A 25,862-nucleotide genomic window follows, 5' to 3' on the forward strand; every position below is an offset into this window, starting at 1 on the left:
GGTGGTGCTGATGGCAGCCTGGCTGGGCAAGGCGCGTCTTATCGACAACCAGCAGGTCGACCTGACGCTGTAAGCCGTTTTTTATACTGTCGTCACCCTACCGCCCTGACCATAGGTAGACAATGGCGGGGCAATCGGTGACGATAGAGATTGCAGGGATGCAGGAGAGATGTTCAACCCCAGCGCCTGTGAAGGCCGATATTCAGTTAGGTAAAGCTATGATACGTACTATGCTGCAAGGCAAGCTGCATCGCGTCAAAGTCACTCAGGCTGACTTGCACTATGAAGGATCCTGCGCCATCGACCAGGATTTCCTGGAAGCGGCCGGCATTCTGGAATATGAAGCGATCGATATTTACAACGTGGATAACGGCCAGCGCTTCTCCACCTACGCCATCGCCGCCGAGCGCGGTTCGCGCATCATTTCGGTCAACGGCGCCGCCGCGCGCTGCGCCTGCGTCGGCGACAAACTGATCATCTGCTCCTATGTGCAAATGACCGACGCCGACGCCCGCCAACACCACCCGAAAGTCGCCTATTTCGAAGGTGACAACAACCTGCAGCGCAAGGCGAAAGCCGTGCCGGTTCAGGTCGCCTGACAATAAAACGGGCGCCTTGCGCGCCCGTTCTTCCTTATTGCACCACCACCGTGCCCGGCTTGTTGGCTATCCGATCCGCCATGGTCTGGATCGAGTCGGTGCGCAGAATATACAGCCGCTTTAGCGTATAGGGGTTATCCCCCGGCTTTACCTTGCCCTGCACCGTGGTCACCGCCAGATGGAAACCGGCGTCCTGCGCCGCCTGAATCGCCCGTTGGTTATAGCCGCCGAACGGGTAAGACAGATACAGCACGTGCGGATTGAACTGCGACAGCGCGCGGCGTGAGCGCTCAAAATCAAACTCGATATTGTGCAGCGAACGGCTCAGCAAAATCGGCTGGCGATTACCGTCGGTGCGGTGCAGGAAATGGGTATGCGACTGCACGTCGAACACGTCCTGAATCTGCTTGAGCTCCGAGACGCTCATAAACTGCAGCGAGTCCGGGTTCCATTTCTGCGGATGGCGTTTGATGCGCGAAGAGATGATGAACGCCGTGGCGCGGAAACCGTAATCCTTCAGCACCGGGTAAGCGTAGCGATACACCGATTTCAGCCCGTCGTCGAAGGTCAGCACGACCGCCTTGCCCGGCAGGTTGATCTGATTTTTCAGGTAGGCTTCCAGCTGGTACAGCGAAATGGTGTCGTAGCCCGCCTGCTTCAGGTAGGTCATCTGGTTGCTGAACGCCACGTCTGAAGTGGTGGTCGAGGTGTGGCGGAAGCGTTTGTTCTCTTCGTTTTTCAGCAGGTGGTGGTAAGTCAGCACCGGTATGCCGTTATCGATCTCGCAGTCCAACTCATTAATGAACCCCAGCCGCTCGCCGATGTTGACTTCGTACCAGGTGTTGTTCAGGCGATCCTTCAGCTTGCCGATGATCGGATAGCGCAGGTTGCCTTCCAGCGTGCCCAATACCTCGCTGTCCTTGTCCGCTGCGGTGTATACGTCGATCGTTTTTTGCGTGATCAGATTCTGGTTGGTCAGCGGTTTGTTCAGCTCGCCCAGATCGTCTTGCACCTTGCGCGACTTCTTCAATTCACGCACGTCGTCTTTATCGATAAAGCCGGTACCGTGCCCGAATTTGAATTCGTAGTATTCCGCATCCGCCGGGAAGACTTGGAGCAGTTGCCCGCGCTTCACTTCCCCTACCGGGATCACATGCTCGCCCACCAACGCATAGACTTCGCTATCGCGCTGCGCTTCCATGTATTCAGATTTAACCGCGCTGTCTTCCGACAGCAGACTAGCCAGGCTCACAGGGGAAACCAACGACATCAGAATGCCGAGCAACCCAGCCGTTAACGTGTATTGAGACCGCATGATGATGTTCTGCTTACGAGTGCGTAATGACAAAAGTGGAGGAAATGTGGAGCGCCAGCATAGCACGATTTGAACAGCGGGGAACTAGCGGTTATTTGAGCAATTCTATTGATTTACGCGCCGCCTGCGCCAAATCAAGAAAAGCGCCCCCGCCGGGAAAGCGAGGGCGCGATACGATCAGCTGCGCAGGCCGCGGCCGCGCTCGATCAGGTACCAGGACAGCAGGTAAAACACCGCGATAAACGCCACCAACACCGCCATGGTGAACGCCAGCGGCACGTCGTTGATGCCGAGGAAACCGTAGCGGAAGCCGCTGATCATATAAACGATGGGGTTCAGCTTGGACACCGCCTGCCAGAATGGCGGCAGCAGCGACAGCGAGTAGAACACCCCGCCCAGGTAAGTCAGCGGCGTCAGCACGAAGGTCGGGATCAGGCTGATGTCGTCGAAAGTGGTGGCGAACACCGCATTGATCAGCCCCGCCAGCGAGAACAGGATCGCCGTCAGCAGCAGCGTCAGCGCAATCACCCACCAGGCGTGCACCTGCAGCGGCACGAAGAACAGTGAGATGATGGTCACCAGTACGCCGACGCAGATGCCGCGCGCCACGCCGCCGCCGACATAGCCGGCGATCACCACGTGGGTCGGCACCGGCGCCACCAGCAGTTCCTCAATGTTGCGCTGAAACTTGGCGCTGAAGAACGACGAGGCGACGTTGGCATAGGAGTTGGTGATGACCGCCATCATGATGAGGCCGGGCACGATGAACTGCATGTAGCTGAAGCCGTGCATATCGCCAATGCGCGAGCCGATCAGGTTACCGAAGATGATGAAGTACAGCGTCATGGTGATCACCGGCGGCACCAGGGTCTGGATCCAGATGCGCGCGAACCGGTTTACCTCTTTGGCCCAGATGCTCTGTAAGGCCACCCAATACAAACGCGTCATGCTTTCTCTCCATTGCCGTTAACCAGGGTGACAAACAGCTCTTCCAGGCGGTTCGCCTTATTGCGCATGCTCAGCACCTGCACGCCCTGCGCGCTCAGCTGGGCGAACAGGCCGTTCAGCCCTTGCTCGCGCATCACCTCCACTTCCAGCGTCGAGGTATCCGTCAGGCGGCTGCGGTAACCGTCCAGCTTCGGCAGCGGGCTCTTCGCCGCCAGATCGAGGATGAAGGTTTCCGACTTCAGCTTGGCCAGCAGCCCCTTCATCGAGGTGTTTTCCACCAGTTCTCCGTTCTGGATGATGCCGATGTTGCGGCACAGCATTTCCGCCTCTTCCAGATAGTGGGTGGTGAGGATAATGGTGGTACCCTGGGCGTTCAGATCTTTCAGGAAGCCCCACATCGAGCGACGCAGCTCAATATCCACCCCGGCGGTCGGCTCATCGAGGATCAGCAGCTTCGGCTGATGCATCAGCGCGCGGGCGATCATCAGGCGGCGCTTCATGCCGCCGGACAGCATGCGGGCGCGCTCGTTGCGCTTGCCCCACAGATCCAGCTGATTGAGGTATTTTTCGGCGCGCGCCATCGCTTCACGCCGCGTGACGCCGTAGTAACCCGCCTGGTTCACCACGATCTGCAACACGGTCTCAAACGGATTGAAGTTGAACTCCTGCGGCACCAGGCCGAGCTGGCGCTTGGCGTTGACGATGTCTTTATCGATGTCGTAACCGAATACCCGTACGCTGCCGGCCGTTTTGTTCACCAGCGAGCTGATGATGCCGATGGTGGTGGACTTTCCGGCGCCGTTTGGCCCCAGCAGGGCATAAAAATCCCCCGCTTCGACGCTCAGGTCAATGCCGCGCAGCGCCTTGACGCCACCGGCGTAAGTCTTGGTCAGCTGCGCTAATTCCAGTGCATAATTCATATGTAAAATAGTACCTTATAACGATGAGTATGCCGCCACTCCCCTGTTTGCGAGGCTTGAAACACTAACGATAATCCTAGCATCGGCGACGTTTTCACTGCGTCGAATCCGTGCGCTAAATGAGGCTGCACCACTGTTCCGATTTCCAAATTGTGACGCTTACCCTATATTACCCCAACGCAATCTGTCCGTTACGGGTCAATCACCTCCATGAAAGAAATCGAAGAGCTTATCGCCAACAACCAGGCCTGGTCGGCCAATATCAGTCAGGAAGACCCGGATTTTTTTGAACGTTTAGCCCAGGCGCAAAAGCCCCGCTTCTTATGGATTGGTTGCTCTGACAGCCGCGTTCCCGCAGAACGCCTGACCGGCCTCGAGCCGGGTGAACTGTTCGTCCATCGCAACGTGGCGAACCTCGTAATACACACCGATCTTAACTGCCTGTCGGTGGTGCAGTATGCGGTAGATGTGCTGGAAGTCGAACACATCATCATCTGCGGCCACCTGGGCTGCGGCGGCGTGCAGGCGGCGGTGGAAAACCCGGAGCTGGGTTTGATCGACAACTGGCTGCTGCACATTCGCGATCTGTGGTACAAGCACAGCTCGCTGCTGGGCGAGCTGCCGCCGGAACAGCGTTTCGACATGCTGTGCGAGATCAACGTCATTGAACAGGTGTACAACCTGGGCCACTCCACCATCATGCAATCAGCCTGGAAGCGCGGCCAGAAGGTGATGATCCACGGTTGGGTGTACGGCATTCAGGACGGCCGCCTGCGCGATATGGAAGTGCTGGCGACCAGCCGCGAGAGCCTGGAGATGGGCTACCGCAAAGCGATAGCCAAACTGAAGCAGGATAAAGGCGTATAACCCCGCCGCGGGCGCGGCTTGCCGCGCCCCACATCCAATTACTCGTCCAGCAGCACCACTTTGCCGACGTACGGCAGGTGACGATAACGCTGAGCGTAGTCGATGCCATACCCCACCACGAACTCATCCGGGATCGAGAAGCCGACATATTCAACCGGCACCTGCACTTCACGGCGCTCAGGTTTGTCCAGCAAGGTGCAAATCGCCAGTGACTTCGGCCCGCGCAGCGCCAAAATCTCGCGCACTTTGTTCAGCGTGTTACCGGAATCGATGATGTCTTCCACGATCAGCACGTCTTTGCCGCGAATGTCTTCGTCCAGATCCTTGAGGATCTTCACGTCGCGGGTGGTGGACATGCCGCTGCCGTAGCTGGAGGCGGTCATAAAGTCGACTTCGTGCGGCACCTCGATCGCGCGGCAGAGATCGGCCATGAACATGAAGGAGCCGCGCAGCAGCCCGACCAGCACCATGTCGCTGCCGCTGTCGCGGTAATGTTCGGTGATCTGGCGGCCAAGTTCGGCGATACGGGTCTTAACTTCCTGCTCGGAAATCATTACGTCTACAGTGTGTTTCATAGTATTCAGGTCAGTTGCCGGAAGAAAGGCGCAGAGTTTAGCATAGCCTTTCGCCGGTGGCGACGCGAGCGCGCCGCCACGTGAGCGCCGGACCGCGATCATTCGTCGACGGTGAAGCCCATCATCATGCCGGTATCTTCGTGTTCCAACAGGTGACAGTGGGCCATATACGCATGTTCGCTGCTTGCCGGATGATCGAAGCGCACCAGCACTTCGCTGCGCCACCCTTCGACGCGCACCGTGTCCTTCCAGCCGCTGCGATGCGCCGCCGGCGGTTTGCCGTTTTCCGACAAGATACGGAACTGGGTGCCGTGAATGTGGAACGGGTGCAACATCATGTCGCCCTCACCAGAAATGGTCCATTTCTCATACTGGCCACGTTTGGCGGCGAACATCGGCTTGGTCATGTCGAAGGCCTTGCCGTTGATCATGTTGCCGTGGCTGAAGTCGAACGGTTTGGCTTTGCCCTGCGCGCCGCCGTGATCCATCCCGGCCATCTTGCCATGATCCATGCCTTTCATGTTGCCGTGATCCATGCCCTGCATGCCGCCCTTCTCCATGCCTTTCATGTTACCGTGGTCCATGCCTTGCATGTCTGCGCCACCCGTCGCGCCATGATTCATGCTCATGCCAGCCATCGCCTGGTGGCCATAGCGATCCATCAGCGCCTGCATGCCCAGCATATCCAGCTGCGGATCCATCATCAGCTGTAGCCAGCGCTCCTGGATACCGGTGATAGCAGGCAATGCCGGCAGCTTCACCAGGCTATCCGGCATGGTTTTAATGCCCTGCGCCAGCGAGGGCTGAATGCGCAGCACCGGCAGCGGTTGATCGAACGGCGCCAACGTCATGCCCATCTGCTTCACCGGCAGCGTCACGATATCGAATGCTTTCCCATCCGAGGCATCGACCAATACTTCAAAGCGTTCGCCCATCAGCATCGGCAGCTCGGTCAGCTTCACCGGCTCCGCCAGGAAACCGCCGTCGCTGGCGATAACGTACAGCGGACGGTTGTCACTGGCCGCCAGATTCAGCGAGCGGGCGTTACAACCGTTGAGGAAACGCAGACGCAGCCAGCCGCGTGGCGCCAGATGTTGCGGATACTGCGCGCCGTTGGTGAACATGCGATCGCCAAACCAGCCCACCGCCGCGCTCATCACGTCCAGGCGGTATTCGATCTGCGCGTCTTTGCCCAGCCGCTTATCCTGCAGGATCACCGGAATATCATCCTGCCCCCAGGTTTTCGGCAGCGGCAGTTTGGCGCTTTCGTCGTCTTCCAGCAGCACCAGCCCCGCCAGCCCCATCATCACCTGGCTGCCGGTTTTACCGTGCGTATGCGGGTGGAACCAGCAGGTAGCCGCCGGTTGATCAACGGTGAAATTCACCGTGCGCGTCGCGCCGGGATGGATCAGCGCCTGCGGGCCGCCATCGACGTCGCCGGGAATTTCCAGACCGTGCCAGTGGACGGTACTGGCCTCCGCCAGGCGGTTTTTGATATCGACCGTCACCGGCTGGCCACGCTGCAGCTTCACCGCCGGCCCGAGCAGCGCGCCGTTGAATCCCCAGGTTTTAGTGGCGGCGCCCGGCAACCAGCGGGTTTCCCCCGCCTGCAGCGCCAGCGCAATCTTTCCCTGCGCGTCGGGCGTCAACAGCGGCGGTACCGGCAGGGCCGGCCTATCGGCCGCCCAGGCGGCTCGGCTCCATAACGGCAATGCGCTCGACGCGCCCAGCGCGGCGGTTAATTTAATAAAATCACGGCGTAACATCGCTGACTCCCTTTTCTCAGTGACATAACTCAATGCCGCCAGCCTAAACCTTCCCCCAGGCGGAAGGTCAAGCCTTTCCTGGCGGTATTTTAAGCTATGCCTCACAATCAAGAGAGTGTGACTGGCAAGCGCGACGCCGGCCCGCCGGCAATAAAATTTGGTGCCTTTACAGACAAGTGTGGTAACGTCAGCAGACGACAAACAGGCCTATTTCATGATGAAAAAAACAACGTTATCGATGCTGTTGCTGGCGATGCTGGGCTTCTCCAACGCCAGTCTGGCGCTGAATGAATCCGAGGCGGAAGATCTGGCCGATCTGACGGCGGTATTTATTTATTTGAAAAATGATTGCGGCTACAACGATTTGCCAAACGCGCAAATCAAACGCGCCATTGTCTATTTCGCGCAACAAAACCGCTGGGATTTGAGCAACTACAACAGTTTCAATATGAAGGCGCTGGGCGAAGACAGCTATCGGGATCTCAGCGGCATCGCCATTCCAACGCCCAAGAAGTGCAAATCGCTGGCGCGCGACTCGTTGAGCCTGCTGGCCTACGCCAATTAATTCTTTCCCCTTCTCCCATCCGCTTAACGCTCTCTCTGTCTGAAATTCAACCGTGCATCGCCAGGCAGAGTTAGCTATGATGTTGCGCCGATTTTTCATGGCTGTTATTACGGAGTTTCCCGCACATGACCCAGAAAGAAATTTGGTACGAAACGCTGCATACGGGCTTCGGCCAGTACTTCTCGGTAGAGAAGGTGCTGTACCGCGAGAAGACCGATCATCAGGATCTGGTGATCTTCGAGAACCCGGAGCTGGGGCGCGTGATGGCGCTCGACGGCGTGGTGCAAACCACCGAGCGTGACGAGTTCATCTATCACGAAATGCTGACCCACGTGCCGCTGCTGGCGCACGGCCGGGCGAAGAAAGTGCTGATCATCGGCGGCGGCGACGGCGGCATGCTGCGTGAAGTCAGCCGGCACCCTGGCGTGGAGCAGATCACCATGGTCGAGATCGACGCCGGCGTCGTCGAGTTCTGCCGCCAGTACCTGCCCAACCACAGCGCCGGCGCCTATGACGATCCGCGCTTCAAGCTGGTGATCGACGACGGCGTCAACTTCGTGAATCAAACCGACGAAACGTTCGATGTGATCATCTCCGACTGCACCGATCCGATCGGCCCCGGCGAAAGCCTGTTCACCTCGGCGTTTTATGAAGGCTGCGCCCGCTGCCTGAATGAGGGCGGCATTTTCGTCGCGCAGAACGGCGTCTGTTTCCTGCAGCAGGACGAGACGGTCAACAGCCACGCCAAACTGAGCCGCTACTTTAGCGACGTCAGCTTCTATCAGGCGGCGATCCCGACCTATTACGGCGGCATCATGACCTTCGCCTGGGCGAGCCAGGACCCGGCGCTGCGCCAGCGCGATCTGCCTGCCCTGCAACAGCGCTTTAACCAAAGCGGCCTACACTGCCGTTATTACAACCCGGCAATTCACGTCGGCAGCTTTGCCCTGCCGCAATATTTGCTCAATGCCCTGAACGTAACACGTTAAGCGAGAAGATAAAGGAGGTGGCCCAAATTGCATAAGCTAAAACTGCACGGCTTCAACAACCTGACCAAGAGCCTGAGTTTTTGTATTTACGATATTTGTTACGCCAAAACCGCGGACGATCGCGATGGCTATATCGCCTACATAGACGAACAATATAACGCCAACCGGTTAACCGAGATCCTGAGCGAAACCTGCTCGATCATCGGCGCCAATATTCTGAACATCGCGCGTCAGGACTACGAGCCGCAGGGCGCCAGCGTCACCATCCTGGTCAGCGAAGAGCCGATCGATCCGAAAGACGTCGATACGTCGGAACACCCCGGTCCGCTGCCGAATACGGTCGTCGCGCACCTGGACAAAAGCCATATCTGCGTACACACCTACCCGGAAAGCCATCCGGAAGGCGGGCTGTGCACCTTCCGCGCCGATATCGAGGTTTCGACCTGCGGCGTCATTTCGCCCCTCAAGGCGCTGAACTATTTAATTCACCAGCTGGAATCCGACATCGTCACCATGGACTATCGCGTGCGTGGTTTTACCCGCGACGTGAACGGCGTGAAACATTACATCGATCATGAGATCAATTCGATCCAGAACTTTATGTCGGAAGACATCAAGGCGCTGTACCACATGATGGACGTGAACGTTTACCAGGAAAATATCTTCCATACCAAGATGTTGCTGAAGGATTTCGATCTGAAGCACTACCTGTTTAACGCGGAGCCGGAGGCATTGAGCGCCGCCGAGCGCAAGCAGATCACCGATCTGTTATGGAAAGAGATGCAGGAAATCTATTACGGCCGCAATATTCCGCATCTGTGATGGAAAGGGCGCGGCACGCCGCGCCCTGATGCTTAGTACTTCAGCATGAAAGAACGATAGGCTTTCAACACCAGCAGGAAATCCTCAACGCCGCAGAATGAGAGGCTTTCTTCGTCGTAATAGTTCATCCCCTCTTCCATTTCATCGCCCTCGAACTCCAGCTGATTGGCGCGGATCATCACTTCTTCACCGTCCATCAGCAGCGTATATTCATGGCCTTCCAGCTGCCATTGACGCTCGCTGCCTTTGACCTCGGCCGCACCGGCTTCAATGCGGTCCAGCAGGTTGAAATCGCCTTTGACTTCTTCGTTGATCCAGTGGCCAATCGCTTCATGCCCCATCGAAAATCTGACGATCACCTGACCGGTGACGTCACGCAGAAATTCGTAATCCATAGCATGCCCTCCTGAGCCCTTTTTCTTAGTGTAAACATAAATGGCGGACTAACTCAGTGAGCGCTCGCAAAGTTGGCAACTGAGTAAAATAAAACGGGAGGCCAAGGCCTCCCGTTAAACAGTTGCGCAATATAGCGGCTTACACGGCGGTTTGGAAGATCACGCCGTCGGCTTTTTCGGTGTACTGCCCCAGCTGGTCAAAGTTCAGGTAGCGGTAGGTATCCGCCGCCGTCTTGTCGACCTGCGCCATATAGGTCTGGTACTCGTCCGGCGTCGGCAGGCGGCCCAGCAGGGACGCTACCGCGGCCAGTTCGGCAGACGCCAGATAGACGTTGGCGCCGGTGCCCAAACGGTTCGGGAAGTTACGGGTTGAGGTGGAAACCACCGTCGCGCCGTCCGCCACGCGCGCCTGGTTGCCCATGCACAGCGAGCAGCCCGGGATCTCGATACGCGCGCCGCTCTTGCCGAAGACGCTGTAGTAGCCTTCTTCGGTCAGCTGAGCCGCATCCATCTTGGTTGGCGGCGCCACCCACAGACGGGTCGGCAACTGGCCCTTGTGCTGATCCAGCAGCTTGCCCGCCGCGCGGAAGTGGCCGATGTTGGTCATGCAAGAACCGATGAACACTTCATCGATCTTGCTGTTGGCCACGTCGGACAGCAGGCGCGCGTCGTCAGGATCGTTCGGCGCGCACAGGATCGGCTCTTTGATCTCGTTCAGATCGATGTCGATCACCGCCGCGTATTCCGCATCCGCATCGCCTTCCAGCAGTTGCGGATCCGCCAGCCATTTTTCCATGCCCTGAATACGGCGCTCCAGCGTACGGCGATCGCCGTAGCCTTCGGAAATCATCCACTTCAGCAGCACGATGTTGGAGTTCAGGTACTCTTCGATCGGCGCCTTGTCCAGCTTGATGGTACAACCGGCGGCGGAACGTTCGGCGGACGCATCGGTCAGCTCAAACGCCTGCTCGACCTTCAGATCCGGCAGGCCTTCGATCTCCAGAATGCGGCCGGAGAAGATGTTTTTCTTGCCCTTCTTCTCGACGGTCAGCAGACCTTGCTGGATCGCGTAGTAAGGGATGGCGTGCACCAAATCGCGCAGGGTGATGCCCGGCTGCATTTTGCCTTTGAAGCGCACCAGCACCGACTCAGGCATATCCAGCGGCATCACGCCGGTCGCGGCGGCAAACGCCACCAGGCCGGAACCGGCCGGGAAGGAGATGCCGATCGGGAAGCGGGTGTGGGAATCGCCGCCGGTGCCGACGGTGTCAGGCAGCAGCATGCGGTTCAGCCAGGAGTGGATCACGCCGTCGCCCGGGCGCAGCGAGACGCCGCCGCGGTTCATGATGAAATCAGGCAGCGTGTGGTGCGTGGTCACGTCGACCGGTTTCGGGTACGCAGCGGTGTGGCAGAACGACTGCATGACCAGATCGGCGGAGAAGCCGAGGCAGGCCAGGTCTTTCAGCTCATCGCGGGTCATCGGGCCGGTGGTGTCCTGAGAGCCGACGGAGGTCATCTTCGGTTCGCAGTATTCGCCAGGGCGAATGCCGGCGACGCCGCAGGCGCGGCCGACCATTTTCTGCGCCAGCGAGAAGCCTTTGCTGCTGGCGGCAACCGGTTTGGCGATGCGGAACACGTCGCTGTGCGGCAGGCCCAGCGCTTCGCGCGCCTTGGTGGTCAGGCCGCGGCCGATGATCAGCGGGATACGGCCGCCGGCGCGCACTTCATCCAGCAGCACGTCGGTTTTCAGCTCGAAGTTGGCGATCAGCGCGCCGGTCTCGTGGTTGCGCACTTCACCTTTGTACGGGTAAACGTCGATCACGTCGCCCATGTTCAGCTCGGACACGTCCACTTCGATCGGCAAGGCGCCGGCATCTTCCATGGTGTTGAAGAAGATAGGCGCAATCTTGCCGCCCAGCACCACGCCGCCGCCGCGCTTGTTCGGCACGTGCGGGATGTCGTCGCCCATGAACCACAGCACCGAGTTGGTGGCGGATTTACGGGAGGAACCGGTGCCGACCACGTCGCCGACGTAGGCCAGCGGGAAGCCTTTCTTGTTCAGCAGCTCGATCTGTTTGATCGGGCCGACGCTGCCAGGCTGATCCGGCACGATGCCTTCACGTTCGTTTTTCAGCATCGCCAGCGCGTGCAGCGGGATGTCCGGGCGCGACCAGGCGTCCGGCGCCGGAGACAGGTCGTCGGTGTTGGTTTCGCCGGTGACTTTGAACACGGTGACGGTGATCTTTTCCGCCAGCTCCGGGCGCGACAGGTACCATTCGGCGTCGGCCCAGGACTGCATGATCTGTTTGGCGTGCGGGTTACCGGCCTTGGCCTTCTCTTCCACGTCGTAGAAGTTGTCGAACATCAGCAGCGTGTGGGACAGCGCTTTGGCGGCGATCGGCGCCAGCTTCTCGTTGTCCAGCGCTTCGATCAGCGGATGAATGTTATAGCCGCCCTGCATGGTGCCTAACAGTTCAATCGCTTTCTCGGGGGTAACCAGGGGGGATGTCGCTTCACCTTTGGCGATGGCCGCCAGGAAACCTGCTTTGACGTAGGCGGCTTCGTCGACGCCCGGTGGAACACGGTTAATCAGCAGGTCTAACAGGAATTCTTCTTCGCCTTTTGGCGGATTCTTCAGTAGTTCGACCAGCGCGGCCATTTGGGTGGCGTCTAGCGGCTTAGGGGCGATGCCCTCAGCAGCACGCTCGGCTACGTGCTTACGGTATTCTTCTAGCACGACGTTCTCCTCGCTCTCATTGTCATTTATTGTGCCTGGCGTATATGCAAACCGGGTTTATACCCTTTGGGTTTCACTCTGTGGCTAGGCGATCGGCCCGTAAAGGCCCCGAAACGGTGATTGGGGCAAACAAGCGCGGTCAAACAGCGTTACAGCATGAAAGACTGATGGGTAGAGCGCACGGCGATATTGATGCCATCTATCCTGACGGGGCACTGCTGTCGATGTCCTGGACTGTAAGGTACAGTGCCCGGTTCCGCTCAGCCAGCATATCAGGATTTGAAACGGTTGTTAATTCGTTCACATAAAAGCAACATTAAATCTTTGCTGAATCGTTGAGCGCAGCGTAATCGGCTGCCGGACTAGCAGGACATTATACCCATATAATTAGAGTGGATATAAGCATGAGGATCGGAATTTGGCGCAGCGGCCACAAAAAACCGCGTTCTGCATCTGAGCAAAAAAAACGGCCCCTTTTCAGGAGCCGCTTGATGACCAGTCAAACCAGCAGAATTACTTCTTCTTGGCTTTCGGGTTAGGCAGATCGGTGATGCTGCCTTCGTAGATTTCCGCCGCCAGGCCCACGGATTCGTGCAGGGTCGGGTGAGCGTGGATGGTCAGCGCGATGTCTTCTGCGTCGCAGCCCATCTCGATAGCCAGACCGATTTCACCCAGCAGTTCGCCGCCGTTGGTGCCGACAATCGCGCCACCGATGATGCGATGAGTTTCTTTGTCGAAGATCAGTTTGGTCATGCCGTCTGCACAATCGGAAGCGATCGCACGGCCGGAAGCCGCCCACGGGAAGGTGGAGGTTTCGTAGCTGATGCCTTTCTCTTTCGCTTCTTTCTCGGTCAGACCCACCCATGCCACTTCCGGCTCGGTGTAAGCGATGGATGGGATCACTTTCGGGTCGAAGTAGTGCTTCATGCCGGCGATAACTTCTGCGGCGACGTGGCCTTCGTGCACGCCTTTGTGCGCCAGCATCGGCTGACCGACGATGTCGCCGATGGCGAAGATGTGCGGCACGTTGGTGCGCAGCTGTTTGTCGACGTTGATGAAGCCACGCTCGTCAACTTCAACACCGGCTTTGCCGGCGTCCAGCAGTTTGCCGTTCGGCACGCGGCCGATCGCCACCAGCACCGCGTCGTAACGCTGTGGTTCTGCCGGCGCTTTTTTACCTTCCATCGTGACGTAGATGCCGTCTTCTTTGGCTTCTACCGCGGTCACTTTGGTTTCCAGCATCAGGTTGAACTGCTTGCTGATACGTTTGGTGAAGACTTTCACCACGTCTTTATCTGCCGCCGGGATAACCTGATCGAACATTTCAACGACGTCGATCTGTGAACCCAGCGCATGGTATACGGTGCCCATTTCCAGGCCGATGATGCCGCCGCCCATAACCAGCAGACGCTCTGGGACGGTTTTCAGTTCCAGCGCATCGGTAGAATCCCACACGCGTGGATCTTCATGAGGAATGAATGGCAGTTGGATCGGACGAGAACCTGCGGCGATGATGGCGTTGTCGAAGTTGATGGTGGTTGGGCCGTTTTCGCCTTCCACAACCAGGGTGTTAGCGCCGGTGAACTTGCCCAGGCCGTTGACCACTTTCACTTTACGGCCTTTGGCCATGCCAGCCAGACCGCCGGTCAGCTGAGTGATGACTTTTTCTTTCCAGACGCGCACTTTGTCGATGTCGGTTTTCGGCTCGCCGAAAACGATGCCGTGTTCGGCCAGCGCTTTGGCTTCTTCGATCACTTTGGCAACGTGCAGCAGTGCTTTGGAAGGGATACATCCCACGTTCAGGCAAACCCCGCCCAGAGTGGAATAACGTTCAACCAGAACGGTTTCAAGACCTAAGTCAGCGCAACGAAAGGCTGCAGAGTAACCTGCCGGGCCCGCCCCAAGTACCACGACCTGAGTTTTAATTTCAGTACTCATCATGACCTCTTAATTGATTGTCCGGCGGGTCAGACGTCATTTTTATTGCTAATCGATCTCATAACGCCCTTCATCCACCGGGACGCTTACACCGCGAGCAGTTTACAGAATTGTTAATAATCTGCAAAGCGTGTTCGAGTGACCCGTGTCTCAACAATTTTGTCGAGTTATGCAAAATCCGACAAAACTGCTACAGAATCGTCAGGGGCGCAGCATGCTGCGCCCCTTTTGCATTACATCACCAGACGGCGAATGTCGGACAACATGTTGTTGATGATGGTGATGAAGCGCGCACCATCGGCACCGTCGATAACGCGGTGGTCGAAGGACAGCGACATCGGCATCATCAGGCGCGGCATGAACTCTTTACCGTTCCAGACCGGCTCCATCGCAGACTTGGAGACGCCCAGGATAGCCACTTCCGGCGCATTGACGATCGGCGCGAAGTGAGTCGTCCCGATACCGCCCAGGCTGGAGATGGTGAAGCAGCCGCCCTGCATCTCGCCCGCGGTCAGCTTGCCGTCGCGCGCTTTCTTGGAGATGGTCATCAGCTCGCGAGACAGCTCGGTGATGCTCTTCTTGTTCACGTCCTTGAACACCGGAACCACCAGGCCGTTCGGGGTATCTACCGCCACGCCGATGTTGATGTATTTCTTCAGCGTCAGCTTCTGGCCATCTTCGGACAGCGAGCTGTTGAAGCGCGGCATCTGCTCCAGAGCGGCAGCAACGGCTTTCATGATGAACACGACAGGCGTGAACTTCACGTCCAGCTTGCGCTTGGCCGCTTCTTCGTTCTGCTGCTTGCGGAACGCTTCCAGATCGGTGATATCGGTTTTGTCGAAGTGAGTCACGTGCGGGATCATCACCCAGTTGCGGCTCAGGTTCGCACCAGAGATCTTCTGGATGCGGCCCATTTCGACTTCTTCGATCTCGCCGAACTTGCTGAAGTCCACTTTCGGCCATGGCAGCATGCCCGGCAGACCGCCGCCGGCAGCAGCCGGAGCCGCTTCAGCGCGTTTCACCGCGTCTTTCACGTAAGCCTGAACGTCTTCGCGCAGGATGCGGCCTTTACGACCGGTGCCTTTCACTTTCGCCAGGTTAACGCCGAATTCACGCGCCAGACGACGAATGACCGGAGTCGCGTGCACGTAGGCCGCGTTCTCGGCGAACTCGCCTTTGTCTTCAGCTTTCGCAGCCGGAGCGGCGGCTTTAGCGGCGGCCGGCGCCGGCGCAGCGTCCGCTTTAGCGGCTGGCGCGGCGGCAGCGGCAGGCGCAGCGCCTTCCACTTCGAACACCATGATCAGGGAGCCGGTTTTCACTTTGTCGCCGGTCGCGATCTTGATCTCTTTCACGGTGCCCGCGAACGGCGCTGGCACTTCCATGGAGGCCTTGTCGCCTTCCACGGTGATCAGAGACTGCTCGGCGGCAACCTTGTCGCCTACCTTGACCATCACTTCGGTCACTTCGACTTCGTCACCGCCGATGTCCGGCACGGCGACGTCTTTGGCCGCAGAGGCCGCAGGCGCTGCAGCGGCAGCCGGTGCTTCAGCCGCAGCCGGAGCAGCAGCGGAAGCGGCGCCGGCCACTTCGAACACCATGATCAGGGAACCGGTTTTCACTTTGTCGCCGGTCGCGATCTTGATCTCTTTCACGGTACCCGCGAACGGCGCAGGGACTTCCATGGAAGCCTTGTCGCCTTCCACAGTGATCAGGGACTGCTCGGCTTCCACCTTGTCGCCCACTTTCACCAGGATCTCGGTCACTTCGACTTCGTCGGCGCCGATGTCAGGCACGGCAACGTCTTTGGCAGCAGAGGCAGCCGGAGCAGCTGCTGCCGCCGCCGGTTTTTCTTCCGCTTTCGCCGCCGGAGCAGCTTCCGCTGCGCCTGCCGCTTCGAAGATCATGATCAGTTTGCCGGTTTCAGTTTTATCGCCGACCGCCACTTTGATCTCTTTCACCACGCCCGCCTGCGGGGAGGGCACTTCCATGGAAGCCTTGTCGCCTTCCACGGTGATCAGCGATTGTTCCGCTTCAACTTTATCGCCGACCTTCACCAGAATCTCGGTGATTTCGACTTCATCTGCACCGATGTCCGGTACGTTGATTTCGATAGACATTATTCAGTACCTCTTAGGCCAGACGCGGGTTAACTTTTTCCGGGTTGATGTCGAATTTCTTGATTGCGTCAGCAACCACAGAAGCTTCGATCTCACCGCGTTTAGCCAGTTCACCCAGAGCAGCAACCACCACGTAGGACGCATCGACTTCAAAGTGGTGACGCAGGTTTTCGCGGCTGTCCGAACGACCGAAGCCGTCGGTGCCCAGTACGCGATAATCGCTGGCCGGCACATAAGTACGAACCTGTTCGGCGAACAGTTTCATGTAGTCGGTAGAGGCTACCGCCGGCGCGTCGCTCATCACCTGAGCGATGTAAGGCACGCGTGGCGTTTCGGTTGGGTGCAGCATGTTCCAGCGCTCGCAATCCTGGCCGTCGCGCGCCAGTTCGGTGAACGAGGTCACGCTGTAGGTGTCGGAACCCACGCCGTAGTCCTTCGCCAGGATTTGCGCAGCTTCGCGCACGTGGCGCAGGATGGCGCCGGAGCCCAGCAGCTGCACCTTGCCTTTGCTGCCTTCCAGCGTTTCCAGCTTGTAGATACCCTTGCGGATACCTTCTTCCGCACCCTGCGGCATCGCAGGCATGTGGTAGTTTTCGTTCAGCGTGGTCAGGTAGTAGTACACGTTTTCCGGGTTGTCGCCATACATGCGCACCAGACCGTCGTGCATGATCACCGCCACTTCGTACGCGTAAGCCGGATCGTAAGAGATGCAGTTAGGGATGGTCAGAGACTGAATGTGGCTGTGGCCATCTTCGTGCTGCAGACCTTCGCCGTTCAGGGTAGTACGGCCCGAGGTCCCGCCGATCAGGAAGCCGCGCGCCTGTTGGTCGCCCGCTGCCCAGCACAGGTCGCCGATACGTTGGAAACCGAACATCGAGTAGTAGATGTAGAACGGAATCATCGGCAGATCGTTGGTGCTGTAGGAGGTCGCTGCGGCCAGCCAGGAAGAGGCTGCGCCCAGTTCGTTGATGCCTTCCTGCAGGATTTGGCCTTTCTCGTCTTCTTTGTAGTAAGCAACCTGCTCACGGTCCTGCGGGGTGTACTGCTGGCCGTTCGGGCTGTAGATACCGATCTGACGGAACAGACCTTCCATACCGAAGGTACGCGCTTCGTCGGCGATGATTGGCACCAGGCGATCTTTGATCGACTTGTTCTTCAGCATCACGTTCAGGGCACGCACGAAGGCGATAGTGGTGGAGATCTCTTTGTTCTGCTCTTCCAGCAGCGAGCTGAAATCTTCCAGCGCCGGCATTTCCAGCTTCTGGGTGAACTCCGGCAGACGGGTAGGCACGTAGCCTTTCAGCGCCTGGCGACGTTCGTGCAGGTATTTGTACTCTTCGGAATCTTTCTCGAAGGTGATGTACGGCAGTTTTTCGATGTCAGCATCGGCAACCGGCACGTTGAAACGATCGCGGAAGTGGTGAACCCCTTCCATGTTCATTTTCTTCACCTGGTGAGCGATGTTTTTACCTTCCGCGGTTTCACCCATGCCGTAACCTTTGATGGTGTGGGCCAGGATAACGGTCGGTTTGCCTTTGGTGTCCTGCGCTTTTTTCAGTGCAGCGAAGATTTTCTTCGGATCGTGACCACCACGGTTCAGCGCCCAGATTTCGTCGTCGGTCATGTCTTTGACCAGCGCCGCGGTTTCCGGGTAACGGCCGAAGAAGTGCTCGCGCACGTAAGCGCCGTCTTTGGATTTGAAGGTCTGGTAGTCGCCGTCCAGGGTCTCGTTCATCAGCTGAACCAGTTTACCGCTGGTGTCTTTGCGCAGCAGCTCGTCCCAACGGCCGCCCCAGATCACTTTCAGCACCTGCCAGCCTGCGCCGGAGAAGATGCCTTCCAGTTCGTTGATGATCTTGCCGTTACCGGTGACCGGGCCGTCCAGGCGCTGCAGGTTGCAGTTGATGACGAACACCAGGTTGTCCAGCTTCTCGCGGGTGGCGATGGTGATGGCGCCTTTGGATTCCGGCTCATCCATCTCGCCGTCGCCCAGGAAGGCGTAAACGGTCTGCTCAGAGGTGTCTTTCAGGCCGCGGTGTTCCAGGTATTTCAGGAACTTCGCCTGATAGATGGCGCTGATTGGGCCCAGGCCCATGGATACGGTCGGGAACTGCCAGAATTCCGGCATCAGCTTAGGATGCGGGTAAGAGGACAGGCCGTTGCCGTGCACTTCCTGACGGAAGTTGTTCATCTGTTCTTCGGTCAGGCGGCCTTCAAGGAAGGCGCGCGCGTAAACGCCCGGAGAGATGTGGCCCTGGAAGTAGACCAGGTCGCCGCCGTCTTTCTCGTTGCGTGCGCGGAAGAAGTGGTTAAAGCAGACTTCATAGAAGGTCGCGGAAGACTGGAAGGAAGCCATGTGGCCGCCCAGCTCCAGGTCTTTCTTGGATGCGCGCAGAACGGTCATGATCGCGTTCCAACGGATCGCAGAGCGAATGCGGCGTTCCAGATCCAGGTTGCCTGGGTAAGCCGGTTCGTCTTCTACCGCGATGGTGTTGACGTAGTTGTGCGCTGCAGCACCGGCCGCAACGTTAACGCCGCCTTTGCGGGCTTCTCCCAATACCTGATCAATCAGAAACTGAGCTCGCTCAACACCCTCTTCACGGATGACCGATTCGATCGCCTGCAGCCAGTCGCGGGTTTCGATCGGATCCACGTCATTGTTTAAACGTTCTGACATGGTGGTATTCCTTATCTGTCTAATGGTTTGTTTGGAGCCTGTCTTCCTGTGTTCTGTGCCAAAACACACGAAGACAGGCCCATCAGTTTAGTTGCCGCTTAAGTACTTAACTAAGTACCTCGAACTTAACCCCCGCAGGCTGGTGTACCCTGAAGAGGACAGCTCTTAATCCTTGCGTTGCTGGAGACGCCGCAGCGATCTCTCGCGCCGAGTATGCTCCCGGCTGAGATCCAGCAAGATTTCCTCGATAAACGCCAAGTGGCGATGCGAGGCTTCACGGGCCTTTTCCGGCTCGCGTGCCACAATCGCCTCAAAAATTCCGGCGCGGTGGCTGCTCACTTTTGCCAACATCTCACGGCGCGAGTAGAGCAATTCAAAGTTCTGACGCACGTTCTGTTCCAGCATCGGCCCCATGCAGCGTAGCAGGTGAAGTAACACAACGTTGTGAGCGGCTTCGGTCACGGCGATTTGATACTGCATGACCGCATCGGCTTCGGCGTCGAGATCGCCGCTGTCTTGAGCCTGTTGAATCACGATGTGGCAGTCGCGGATGCGCGCCAGATCTTCATCGGTGCCGCGCAGCGCCGCGTAATAGGCGGCAATGCCTTCCAGCGCGTGACGGGTTTCCAGCAGATCGAACTGTGATTCGGGATGGTCGGCCAGCAGCTCGGCCAGCGGATCGCTGAAGCTCTGCCACAGATTAGTTTGCACGAAGGTGCCGCCGCCCTGACGGCGCAGGAGCAGCCCTTTCGCTTCAAGGCGCTGAATGGCCTCTCTCAGAGAAGGACGGGAGACATCAAATTGTTTCGCCAGCTCGCGCTCCGGAGGCAGTTTTTCGCCTGGGCGCAGTGTCCCCTCGAGGATCAGGTATTCGAGCTGTTGCTCGATAACATCTGACAACTTGGGTTGGCGGATTTTGCTGTAGGCCATGAGTGAATTCTTCTCTGCGAATGGCGCGGAGTCAATTGGTAATACCAATTTCAAAAACGTGACGGTAAAGTAACAAAGTATTCACCTCCTGTCCATACGGGCCTTGATCGAAATCAGGTTACCCGCACATTTTAACACCCCGCTGAAAACCCCGCTGCAAACCGGTAACGCCGTGATGGTATTACCATTTACGCGGCGGGTTGGGGATTTAACTTTTACCAAACCTTACGCAAGGCAGAGTGCAAACTTTTTGCCCGAGTTTTATTGCATGGTTATTACGCTTTAATGAATGGCTATTTGGCGAGCAGCGCAACGGCGGTTCGTTCATTATTTGAACGCAGCCCACCGTTCAGATCTACGTTATTTTTGCGCATTATGTGATTTGTTGCTTATTTCATGCACTGAATCCCCCCCTGCCGTCACACAACCCGCATTTTGTTTCCTAAACTGCTGCAATCTTAATCACTCACACGACAAAGCAGGTGCAAACCGACGCGCATAACATTATTCTCTGCCAAACGGTAGCGGCTCCGTGGAATTAATAGCTATAACGCCGTAAATAAAACAAAACACACATCGTAACCACTGCTTTACAGGCAGGTGGGCATTCACAACGACAGAGGGTTAGATTGATGGATGGTCAACAGCATGGTGACCAGCTGAAGCGCGGCCTGAAAAACCGCCATATTCAGCTCATCGCCTTAGGTGGCGCAATCGGCACCGGGTTATTTCTCGGTATCGCTCAAACAATAAAAATGGCCGGCCCGTCAGTGCTCCTCGGCTACGCCATCGGCGGCTTCATCGCATTTCTGATCATGCGCCAGTTGGGGGAAATGGTGGTGGAAGAGCCGGTCGCCGGCTCCTTCAGCCACTTCGCCTACAAATACTGGGGCAACTTCGCCGGCTTCGCTTCCGGCTGGAACTACTGGGTGCTGTATGTCCTGGTGGCGATGGCGGAGCTGACCGCGGTCGGCATCTACGTGCAGTACTGGTGGCCGGAGATCCCCACCTGGGTTTCTGCCGCGGTATTCTTCCTGGCGATCAACGCCATCAACCTGGCCAACGTCAAAGTTTACGGCGAGATGGAGTTCTGGTTCGCCATCATCAAAGTGGTGGCGATTATCGGCATGATCGTGTTCGGCGCCTACCTGCTGTTCAGCGGCATGGGCGGCCCGGAAGCCACCGTCACCAACCTGTGGGCGCAGGGCGGGTTCTTCCCGAACGGCGTCATGGGCCTGGTGATGGCGATGGCGGTGATCATGTTCTCCTTCGGCGGCCTCGAGCTGGTCGGCATCACCGCCGCCGAAGCCGACAACCCGCAAAAAAGCATTCCGAAAGCCACCAATCAGGTGATCTACCGCATCCTGATCTTCTATATCGGTTCACTGGCCATTCTGCTGTCGCTGTACCCGTGGGGCAAAGTGGTCGAAGGCGGCAGCCCGTTCGTGCTGATCTTCCACGCGCTGAACAGCAACCTGGTAGCGACCGTGCTGAACATCGTGGTGCTCACCGCCGCGCTGTCGGTCTACAACAGCTGCGTCTACTGCAACAGCCGCATGCTGTACGGCCTGGCGCAGCAGGGCAACGGCCCGAAAAGCCTGCTGAAGGTCGACGGCCGCGGCGTGCCGGTGGTGGCCATCGGCATTTCCGCCCTCGCCACCGCGCTGTGCGTGCTGATTAACTACCTGATCCCGGGCCGCGCCTTCGAACTGCTGATGGCGCTGGTGGTGTCGGCGCTGGTGATCAACTGGGCGATGATCAGCCTGGCGCACCTGAAATTCCGCGCCGCCAAAAACCGCGAAGGCGTGGTGCCGAAGTTCAAAGCGTTCTGGTACCCGTTCAGCAACTACCTGTGCCTGCTGTTCATGGCCGGCATCCTGGTGATCATGTACCTGACGCCGGGTATTCAAATCTCGGTGCTGCTGATCCCGGTGTGGGTGGCGATCCTGGCCGTCGGTTACGCCATCAAACAGCGCAGCCAACGCGTCGACGGCGTCACCAGCCGTTGAATCCCGCGACCGCGCAATAAAATGGCCCGCAGATGCGGGCCATTTTTTTTTGCCTGAACGCCGCTTACTTGCGCAGCGCTTTCACCTGCTCGGCGGTGATGTCCGCCGGCAAACCGCCCCAGGTCACCCGCAGGTAATTTACCAGTTCCGCCACGTCGGCATCGCTCAAACGCTCGCCGAAGCCCGGCATGCTCTGCATGCTTTCACCGTTCGGGAACTGCTGGGCCGGCAGGCCGTCCAGCACCGACACGATCAGGTTCTTGCCGTCCGCCTGGCGCAGCGTGGCGTTATCGCGCATCGCCGGCGCGACGTGCGGTTTGCCCTCGCCTTCACGTGCATGGCAGCCGGCGCACTGATCCAGATAGACCATACGCCCGGCATCGCTGCCCTGCCCCATTTTCACCGGCACTGCCGCCGGCGGCTGCTCGCCCATCAGATACAGCGCCAGCGCCTGATGGTCTTCCGGCGTCAAATAACGGGTGCTGAGATCCACCACCATATGCATCTCGCTGAAGGCCGAACCCTGCGGCGCAAGGCCGGTGCCGAGGAAGCGGCTGACGTCCTGCGGCGTCCAGCCGCGCTGCGCCAGACCGTGCGGCGTAATGTCCGGCGCCATGAAGCGGCCGAGATCGCCGCCCTGCATCGGCTTGCCGAGATCCATCTGCCCCAGCGCGCCGCGCGGCGTGTGACATTCGCCACAGTGGCCCAGCACATCGGCCAGATAGCGGCCGCGCTGCCATTGCGGCGAGCTGCCCTGCGAGCTGGCCGGCAGCGGATCCTGGCTGCGGAACAGCAGGTTCCAGCCGATCAGCGCCATGCGCTGGTTGAACGGGAACGGCATCTCGTTAGCCGGAATGGCCACATCCACCGCCGGGCGCGTCATCAGGTAAGCGTAGATGTCGTCGGCGTCCTGACGCGACATGCCCTTATACGAGGTGTAAGGCATCGCCGGGTACAGGTGCCGCCCGCCCGGCGCCACTCCCTGCGTCAGCGCCAGGAAGAAGTCGTCCTTGCTCCAGCGCCCGATGCCGTGGTCGGCCGACGGCGTCAGGTTGCTGCCGTAAATCGTGCCGAACGGCGTTTCCAACGGATAGCCGCCGGCCAACGGCGCCCCGCCGCTGGCGGTATGGCAGGCGGCACAGTCGGCGGCCTGCGCCAGATAGCGGCCGCGGGCGATCTGTTCGGCGCCGGCGGTCACCTGCTGCACCGGGCCGTCGTAACGGCGGTTTTCCCGCCACCACAGCAGCGCGATCACCACGATCGCCACCAGCACAATCAACACTGCGAGACGTTTTTTCATTGCGCCGTCTCCTTCAGCAGGCCCGGCGTTTTCAGCACCACGTCGCGCACCGCTTCGTAATAGCGCACGTAGCCGGTGCAGCGGCAGATGTGGCTGTCCAGCGCCTGCTCGATGGCGTTCTCCAGCTGATCGCGGGCGATCGGCTCACGCTTGAGCTTTTCCACGAAAATGGTGGCGGCGTTGACGAAGCCCGGCGTGCAGTAGCCGCACTGGAAGCTGTAGTGCTCCAGAAACGCCTGCTGGATCGGCGACAGCTCAACCACCTCCCCCTGTTCGTCCACCCTGGCGTGGCCTTCGACGGTGCGCACTTTCTTGCCGTTGAAGAAATGCGCGCCGGTGATGCAGGTGCGCACCTCTTCGCTGGTGCCGCTCGGGTGATCGACAATCGCCACGCAGGCATGGCAAATGCCCTGCCCGCAGCCGAGGCGCGAACCGGTCAAATCGAGATACTCGTGCAGGAAATCGATCATCATCAAGCCTTCCGGCACCTCGATCGGGCCGTACTGTTTCTCGTTGATGGTCAGGGAAATCGGCTGGGTTTTAATGCTCATTGTAATACCTCACGAATATTTTCTGCACGAACGGGCAAATCACGGAAACGGTGGCCGGTGGCGTCGGCAATGGCGTTGACCAGTGCGGCCACGATCGGGATCATCACCACCTCCGCCATGCCTTTCGGCGGATCGGTTTCCGACAGCGCCGGCAGGATGTCGCCGCTCTGTTTCCACACCGCCACGTCGCTGGCGCGCGGCAGGTGGTAACGGTTGAAGTTCCAGGTGCCGTTGCCCGGGCCGTCTTCGTACAGCGGTAAATATTCGTGCAGCGCATGGCCGATGCCCATCGCCAGCCCGCCCTGCAGCTGGCCGGAAACCAGTTCCGGCACGATCAGGTTGCCGCACTCCATGATCGAATGGTGATTCAACAACTCCACCTGGCCGGTGGCGATATCCACCGCCACTTCCGCCAGCGTGCCGACGGCGCTGTAGTAGGTCACTGCCGCATTGTTGCGCTGGGTCGGCGGGTAGTAGACCTGCCCGCGCGCCAGCGGCTTGAATTCACCGTTGGCATTGCGCAGCGCCATGCCGTCGATCGGCAGGCGCTCGCTTTTGCCGTTCAACGTGAAATCGGCCTCCGCCCACTGCCAGCGGTTGAAGACGTGCACCGCCGCGCCGGTGACACCGCCCATCTGATAAGCCGTCTTGGCCAGCAGCTCGAGGCTCAGCACCGACATGCCCGCCGCCGTCAGGCCGCCTTCGACCCAACGCGCATCTTCGCGCCGCACCACCAGCGGCGCCGCCTGGCCGCCGCCGATGCCGGCCTGCCACAGCGCCATCGCCGCCGGCCACAGGCCGTGATCGAAGATCAGGCGCGCCGCTTCGCGGGTACTGTGCGAGAAGTAATAGGCCGAGTTGCTGGCGCTCGACGGCGAACAGTAGCTCGGCGTCCAGTTGGGGTTGGTTTGCAGCTTATCCTGCTCTTCCTGCGACATCAGGTAAGGATCGCCGCTGGTGACCATCGGCAATACCGACCAGTCGGTGACCGAGAAGTGGGCTTCGTCGGCCGGTTTGCCCAGCCACTGCGCGCACAATACCGACTGCGAGGTCGACATGCCGGTGCCCATCTCCGCGCCGCTGTGATGCAGCGTGATGCGGCCGTCTTCGCTCAGCTCCACCCGGGCGAACGAGGTTTCCGCCCCGGTGCCGAAATCTTTCTGCACGCAGCCGAAGCCGACGCCATAGCGCTTGCCGGGATGGCGGCTCTCAAACTCGGCCTTGCGTTCGGCGCGCTTGAGCCACATCTCGTGCTTCGCCGCCTTCTCCAGCACTTCATCAGCGCGGATCGCACCGGCCGGGATCGCCCCCTGGGTGTTTTTCATGCCGGATTTCAGCACGTTGCGCAGGCGGAACTCGATCGGGTCGATCTTCAGCTCGGCGGCCAGCTCATCCACCATCATCTCGGTGGCGGCCATGCTCTGCAGCGTGCCGTAACCGCGCGCCGAACCGGCGTCGATGGCGCGTGAGGCCAGCCCGACCGACGACAGATCGCTTTTCGGGAAGTAGTAAATCGACTGGGCGGCGGTCGCGCCGACCATCACCACCGAAGGGGTGAAGTTGCTGCGGCCGCCGCCGTCCGCGGTCATGTCACCGAGGAACGACTGCATGACGCCGGTCTGCTTATTCACCGCGATGCGGTAGTTCATGTCGAACGCATGGCGCTTCAGCGCCGTCTGGAACTGCTCGAAACGGTCATTGGCCAGGCGCACCGGGTGGCCGTCGCCGTACATCGCCGCCACCGCGCCGTAATACGGGAAGTTGTAGTGATCTTTCGAGCCGTAGCCCACGGTGTAGCACGGGTGCAGGAGCAGCTGTTTCACCGGCGGGTTGCGCCTGGCC

General features: G+C 59.0%; 20 protein-coding genes. 6 read left to right on the forward strand and 14 right to left on the reverse strand.

The window, feature by feature from the left end:
• Positions 1-218: 218 nt before the first annotated feature.
• Positions 219-599 carry an aspartate 1-decarboxylase gene (panD, locus tag MMS95_RS22330; protein ID WP_004937544.1) on the forward strand — a complete coding sequence of 127 codons (381 nt, stop codon included), beginning with the start codon at positions 219-221 and terminating at the stop codon, positions 597-599.
• A 34-nt stretch (positions 600-633) separates the two neighbouring features.
• On the opposite strand, the gene MMS95_RS22335 is transcribed toward panD, so the two are convergent.
• From MMS95_RS22335 to MMS95_RS22345, 3 genes are all read right to left on the reverse strand, one after another.
• On the reverse strand, positions 634-1,914 hold the full coding sequence (locus MMS95_RS22335) for a polysaccharide deacetylase family protein (protein ID WP_015379029.1): 1,281 nt from the start codon (positions 1,912-1,914) through the stop codon (positions 634-636).
• A 177-nt stretch (positions 1,915-2,091) separates the two neighbouring features.
• Entirely contained in the window at positions 2,092-2,862 is a 771-nt protein-coding gene (locus MMS95_RS22340; RefSeq protein WP_004937535.1) for an ABC transporter permease, read from the reverse strand.
• The gene (locus MMS95_RS22345) at positions 2,859-3,782 is read right to left on the reverse strand and encodes an ABC transporter ATP-binding protein (RefSeq protein WP_004937534.1); all 924 of its coding nucleotides are present in this window, start codon (positions 3,780-3,782) and stop codon (positions 2,859-2,861) included. The genes MMS95_RS22340 and MMS95_RS22345 overlap by 4 nt, the downstream gene beginning before the upstream one ends.
• Before the next feature lie 210 nt (positions 3,783-3,992).
• Between MMS95_RS22345 and can the strand changes: the two genes are divergently transcribed.
• On the forward strand, positions 3,993-4,649 hold the full coding sequence (gene can / locus MMS95_RS22350) for a carbonate dehydratase (protein ID WP_015379031.1): 657 nt from the start codon (positions 3,993-3,995) through the stop codon (positions 4,647-4,649).
• A gap of 38 nt (positions 4,650-4,687) precedes the next feature.
• Here can and hpt read toward each other — a convergent pair whose 3' ends face one another.
• Both hpt and cueO read right to left on the reverse strand, forming a co-directional pair.
• Positions 4,688-5,224, reverse strand: coding sequence for a hypoxanthine phosphoribosyltransferase (hpt, locus tag MMS95_RS22355; protein WP_004937527.1), 537 nt, complete (start codon positions 5,222-5,224; stop codon positions 4,688-4,690).
• A 98-nt stretch (positions 5,225-5,322) separates the two neighbouring features.
• Positions 5,323-6,990: a multicopper oxidase CueO gene (gene cueO / locus MMS95_RS22360; protein ID WP_242142308.1), complete on the reverse strand. Its 1,668-nt coding sequence runs from the start codon at positions 6,988-6,990 to the stop codon at positions 5,323-5,325.
• 217 nt (positions 6,991-7,207) lie between these two features.
• On the opposite strand from cueO, the gene MMS95_RS22365 reads away from it, so the two are divergent.
• The 3 genes from MMS95_RS22365 (at position 7,208) to speD (ending at position 9,366) form a co-directional block, all read left to right on the forward strand.
• The gene (locus MMS95_RS22365) at positions 7,208-7,555 is read left to right on the forward strand and encodes a YacC family pilotin-like protein (RefSeq protein ID WP_004937515.1); all 348 of its coding nucleotides are present in this window, start codon (positions 7,208-7,210) and stop codon (positions 7,553-7,555) included.
• 125 nt (positions 7,556-7,680) lie between these two features.
• Complete coding sequence (gene speE / locus MMS95_RS22370) at positions 7,681-8,544, forward strand: polyamine aminopropyltransferase (protein ID WP_033632107.1); 864 nt, start codon at positions 7,681-7,683, stop codon at positions 8,542-8,544.
• A 27-nt stretch (positions 8,545-8,571) separates the two neighbouring features.
• The gene (speD, locus tag MMS95_RS22375; RefSeq protein WP_004937510.1) at positions 8,572-9,366 is read left to right on the forward strand and encodes an adenosylmethionine decarboxylase; all 795 of its coding nucleotides are present in this window, start codon (positions 8,572-8,574) and stop codon (positions 9,364-9,366) included.
• 32 nt (positions 9,367-9,398) lie between these two features.
• Here the strand turns inward: speD and yacL are convergent, their stop codons facing one another.
• The 6 genes from yacL to pdhR form a co-directional block, all read right to left on the reverse strand.
• On the reverse strand, positions 9,399-9,761 hold the full coding sequence (gene yacL / locus MMS95_RS22380; protein ID WP_004937507.1) for a protein YacL: 363 nt from the start codon (positions 9,759-9,761) through the stop codon (positions 9,399-9,401).
• 139 nt (positions 9,762-9,900) lie between these two features.
• Complete coding sequence (gene acnB, locus MMS95_RS22385) at positions 9,901-12,498, reverse strand: bifunctional aconitate hydratase 2/2-methylisocitrate dehydratase (protein ID WP_004937504.1); 2,598 nt, start codon at positions 12,496-12,498, stop codon at positions 9,901-9,903.
• Between the two features lie 513 nt (positions 12,499-13,011).
• The gene (gene lpdA, locus MMS95_RS22390) at positions 13,012-14,436 is read right to left on the reverse strand and encodes a dihydrolipoyl dehydrogenase (RefSeq protein WP_004937500.1); all 1,425 of its coding nucleotides are present in this window, start codon (positions 14,434-14,436) and stop codon (positions 13,012-13,014) included.
• A gap of 233 nt (positions 14,437-14,669) precedes the next feature.
• Positions 14,670-16,553, reverse strand: a complete 1,884-nt coding sequence (aceF, locus tag MMS95_RS22395) for a pyruvate dehydrogenase complex dihydrolipoyllysine-residue acetyltransferase (protein WP_075684628.1) — start codon at positions 16,551-16,553, stop codon at positions 14,670-14,672.
• A 13-nt stretch (positions 16,554-16,566) separates the two neighbouring features.
• Positions 16,567-19,230: a pyruvate dehydrogenase (acetyl-transferring), homodimeric type gene (gene aceE, locus MMS95_RS22400; protein ID WP_004937495.1), complete on the reverse strand. Its 2,664-nt coding sequence runs from the start codon at positions 19,228-19,230 to the stop codon at positions 16,567-16,569.
• A gap of 165 nt (positions 19,231-19,395) precedes the next feature.
• Positions 19,396-20,160: a pyruvate dehydrogenase complex transcriptional repressor PdhR gene (pdhR, locus tag MMS95_RS22405; protein ID WP_004937490.1), complete on the reverse strand. Its 765-nt coding sequence runs from the start codon at positions 20,158-20,160 to the stop codon at positions 19,396-19,398.
• A 632-nt stretch (positions 20,161-20,792) separates the two neighbouring features.
• On the opposite strand from pdhR, the gene MMS95_RS22410 reads away from it, so the two are divergent.
• Positions 20,793-22,169: an amino acid permease gene (locus tag MMS95_RS22410; protein WP_004937488.1), complete on the forward strand. Its 1,377-nt coding sequence runs from the start codon at positions 20,793-20,795 to the stop codon at positions 22,167-22,169.
• A gap of 64 nt (positions 22,170-22,233) precedes the next feature.
• Here the strand turns inward: MMS95_RS22410 and MMS95_RS22415 are convergent, their stop codons facing one another.
• From MMS95_RS22415 to MMS95_RS22425, 3 genes are all read right to left on the reverse strand, one after another.
• Positions 22,234-23,469, reverse strand: coding sequence for a cytochrome c (locus MMS95_RS22415; protein WP_015379037.1), 1,236 nt, complete (start codon positions 23,467-23,469; stop codon positions 22,234-22,236).
• A complete protein-coding gene (locus MMS95_RS22420; RefSeq protein WP_015379038.1) occupies positions 23,466-24,020 on the reverse strand; it encodes a (2Fe-2S)-binding protein in 555 nt (184 codons plus the stop codon). Before MMS95_RS22420 ends, MMS95_RS22415 begins: the two co-directional genes overlap by 4 nt.
• On the reverse strand, positions 24,017-25,862 hold a 1,846-nt coding region (locus MMS95_RS22425), incomplete at its 5' end, for a molybdopterin cofactor-binding domain-containing protein (protein WP_242142310.1). The genes MMS95_RS22425 and MMS95_RS22420, both read right to left, overlap by 4 nt.

Origin of the sequence: Serratia sp. PGPR-27, from assembly GCF_022678525.1 — a bacterium.
GTDB classification, from domain to species: domain Bacteria; phylum Pseudomonadota; class Gammaproteobacteria; order Enterobacterales; family Enterobacteriaceae; genus Serratia; species Serratia nematodiphila.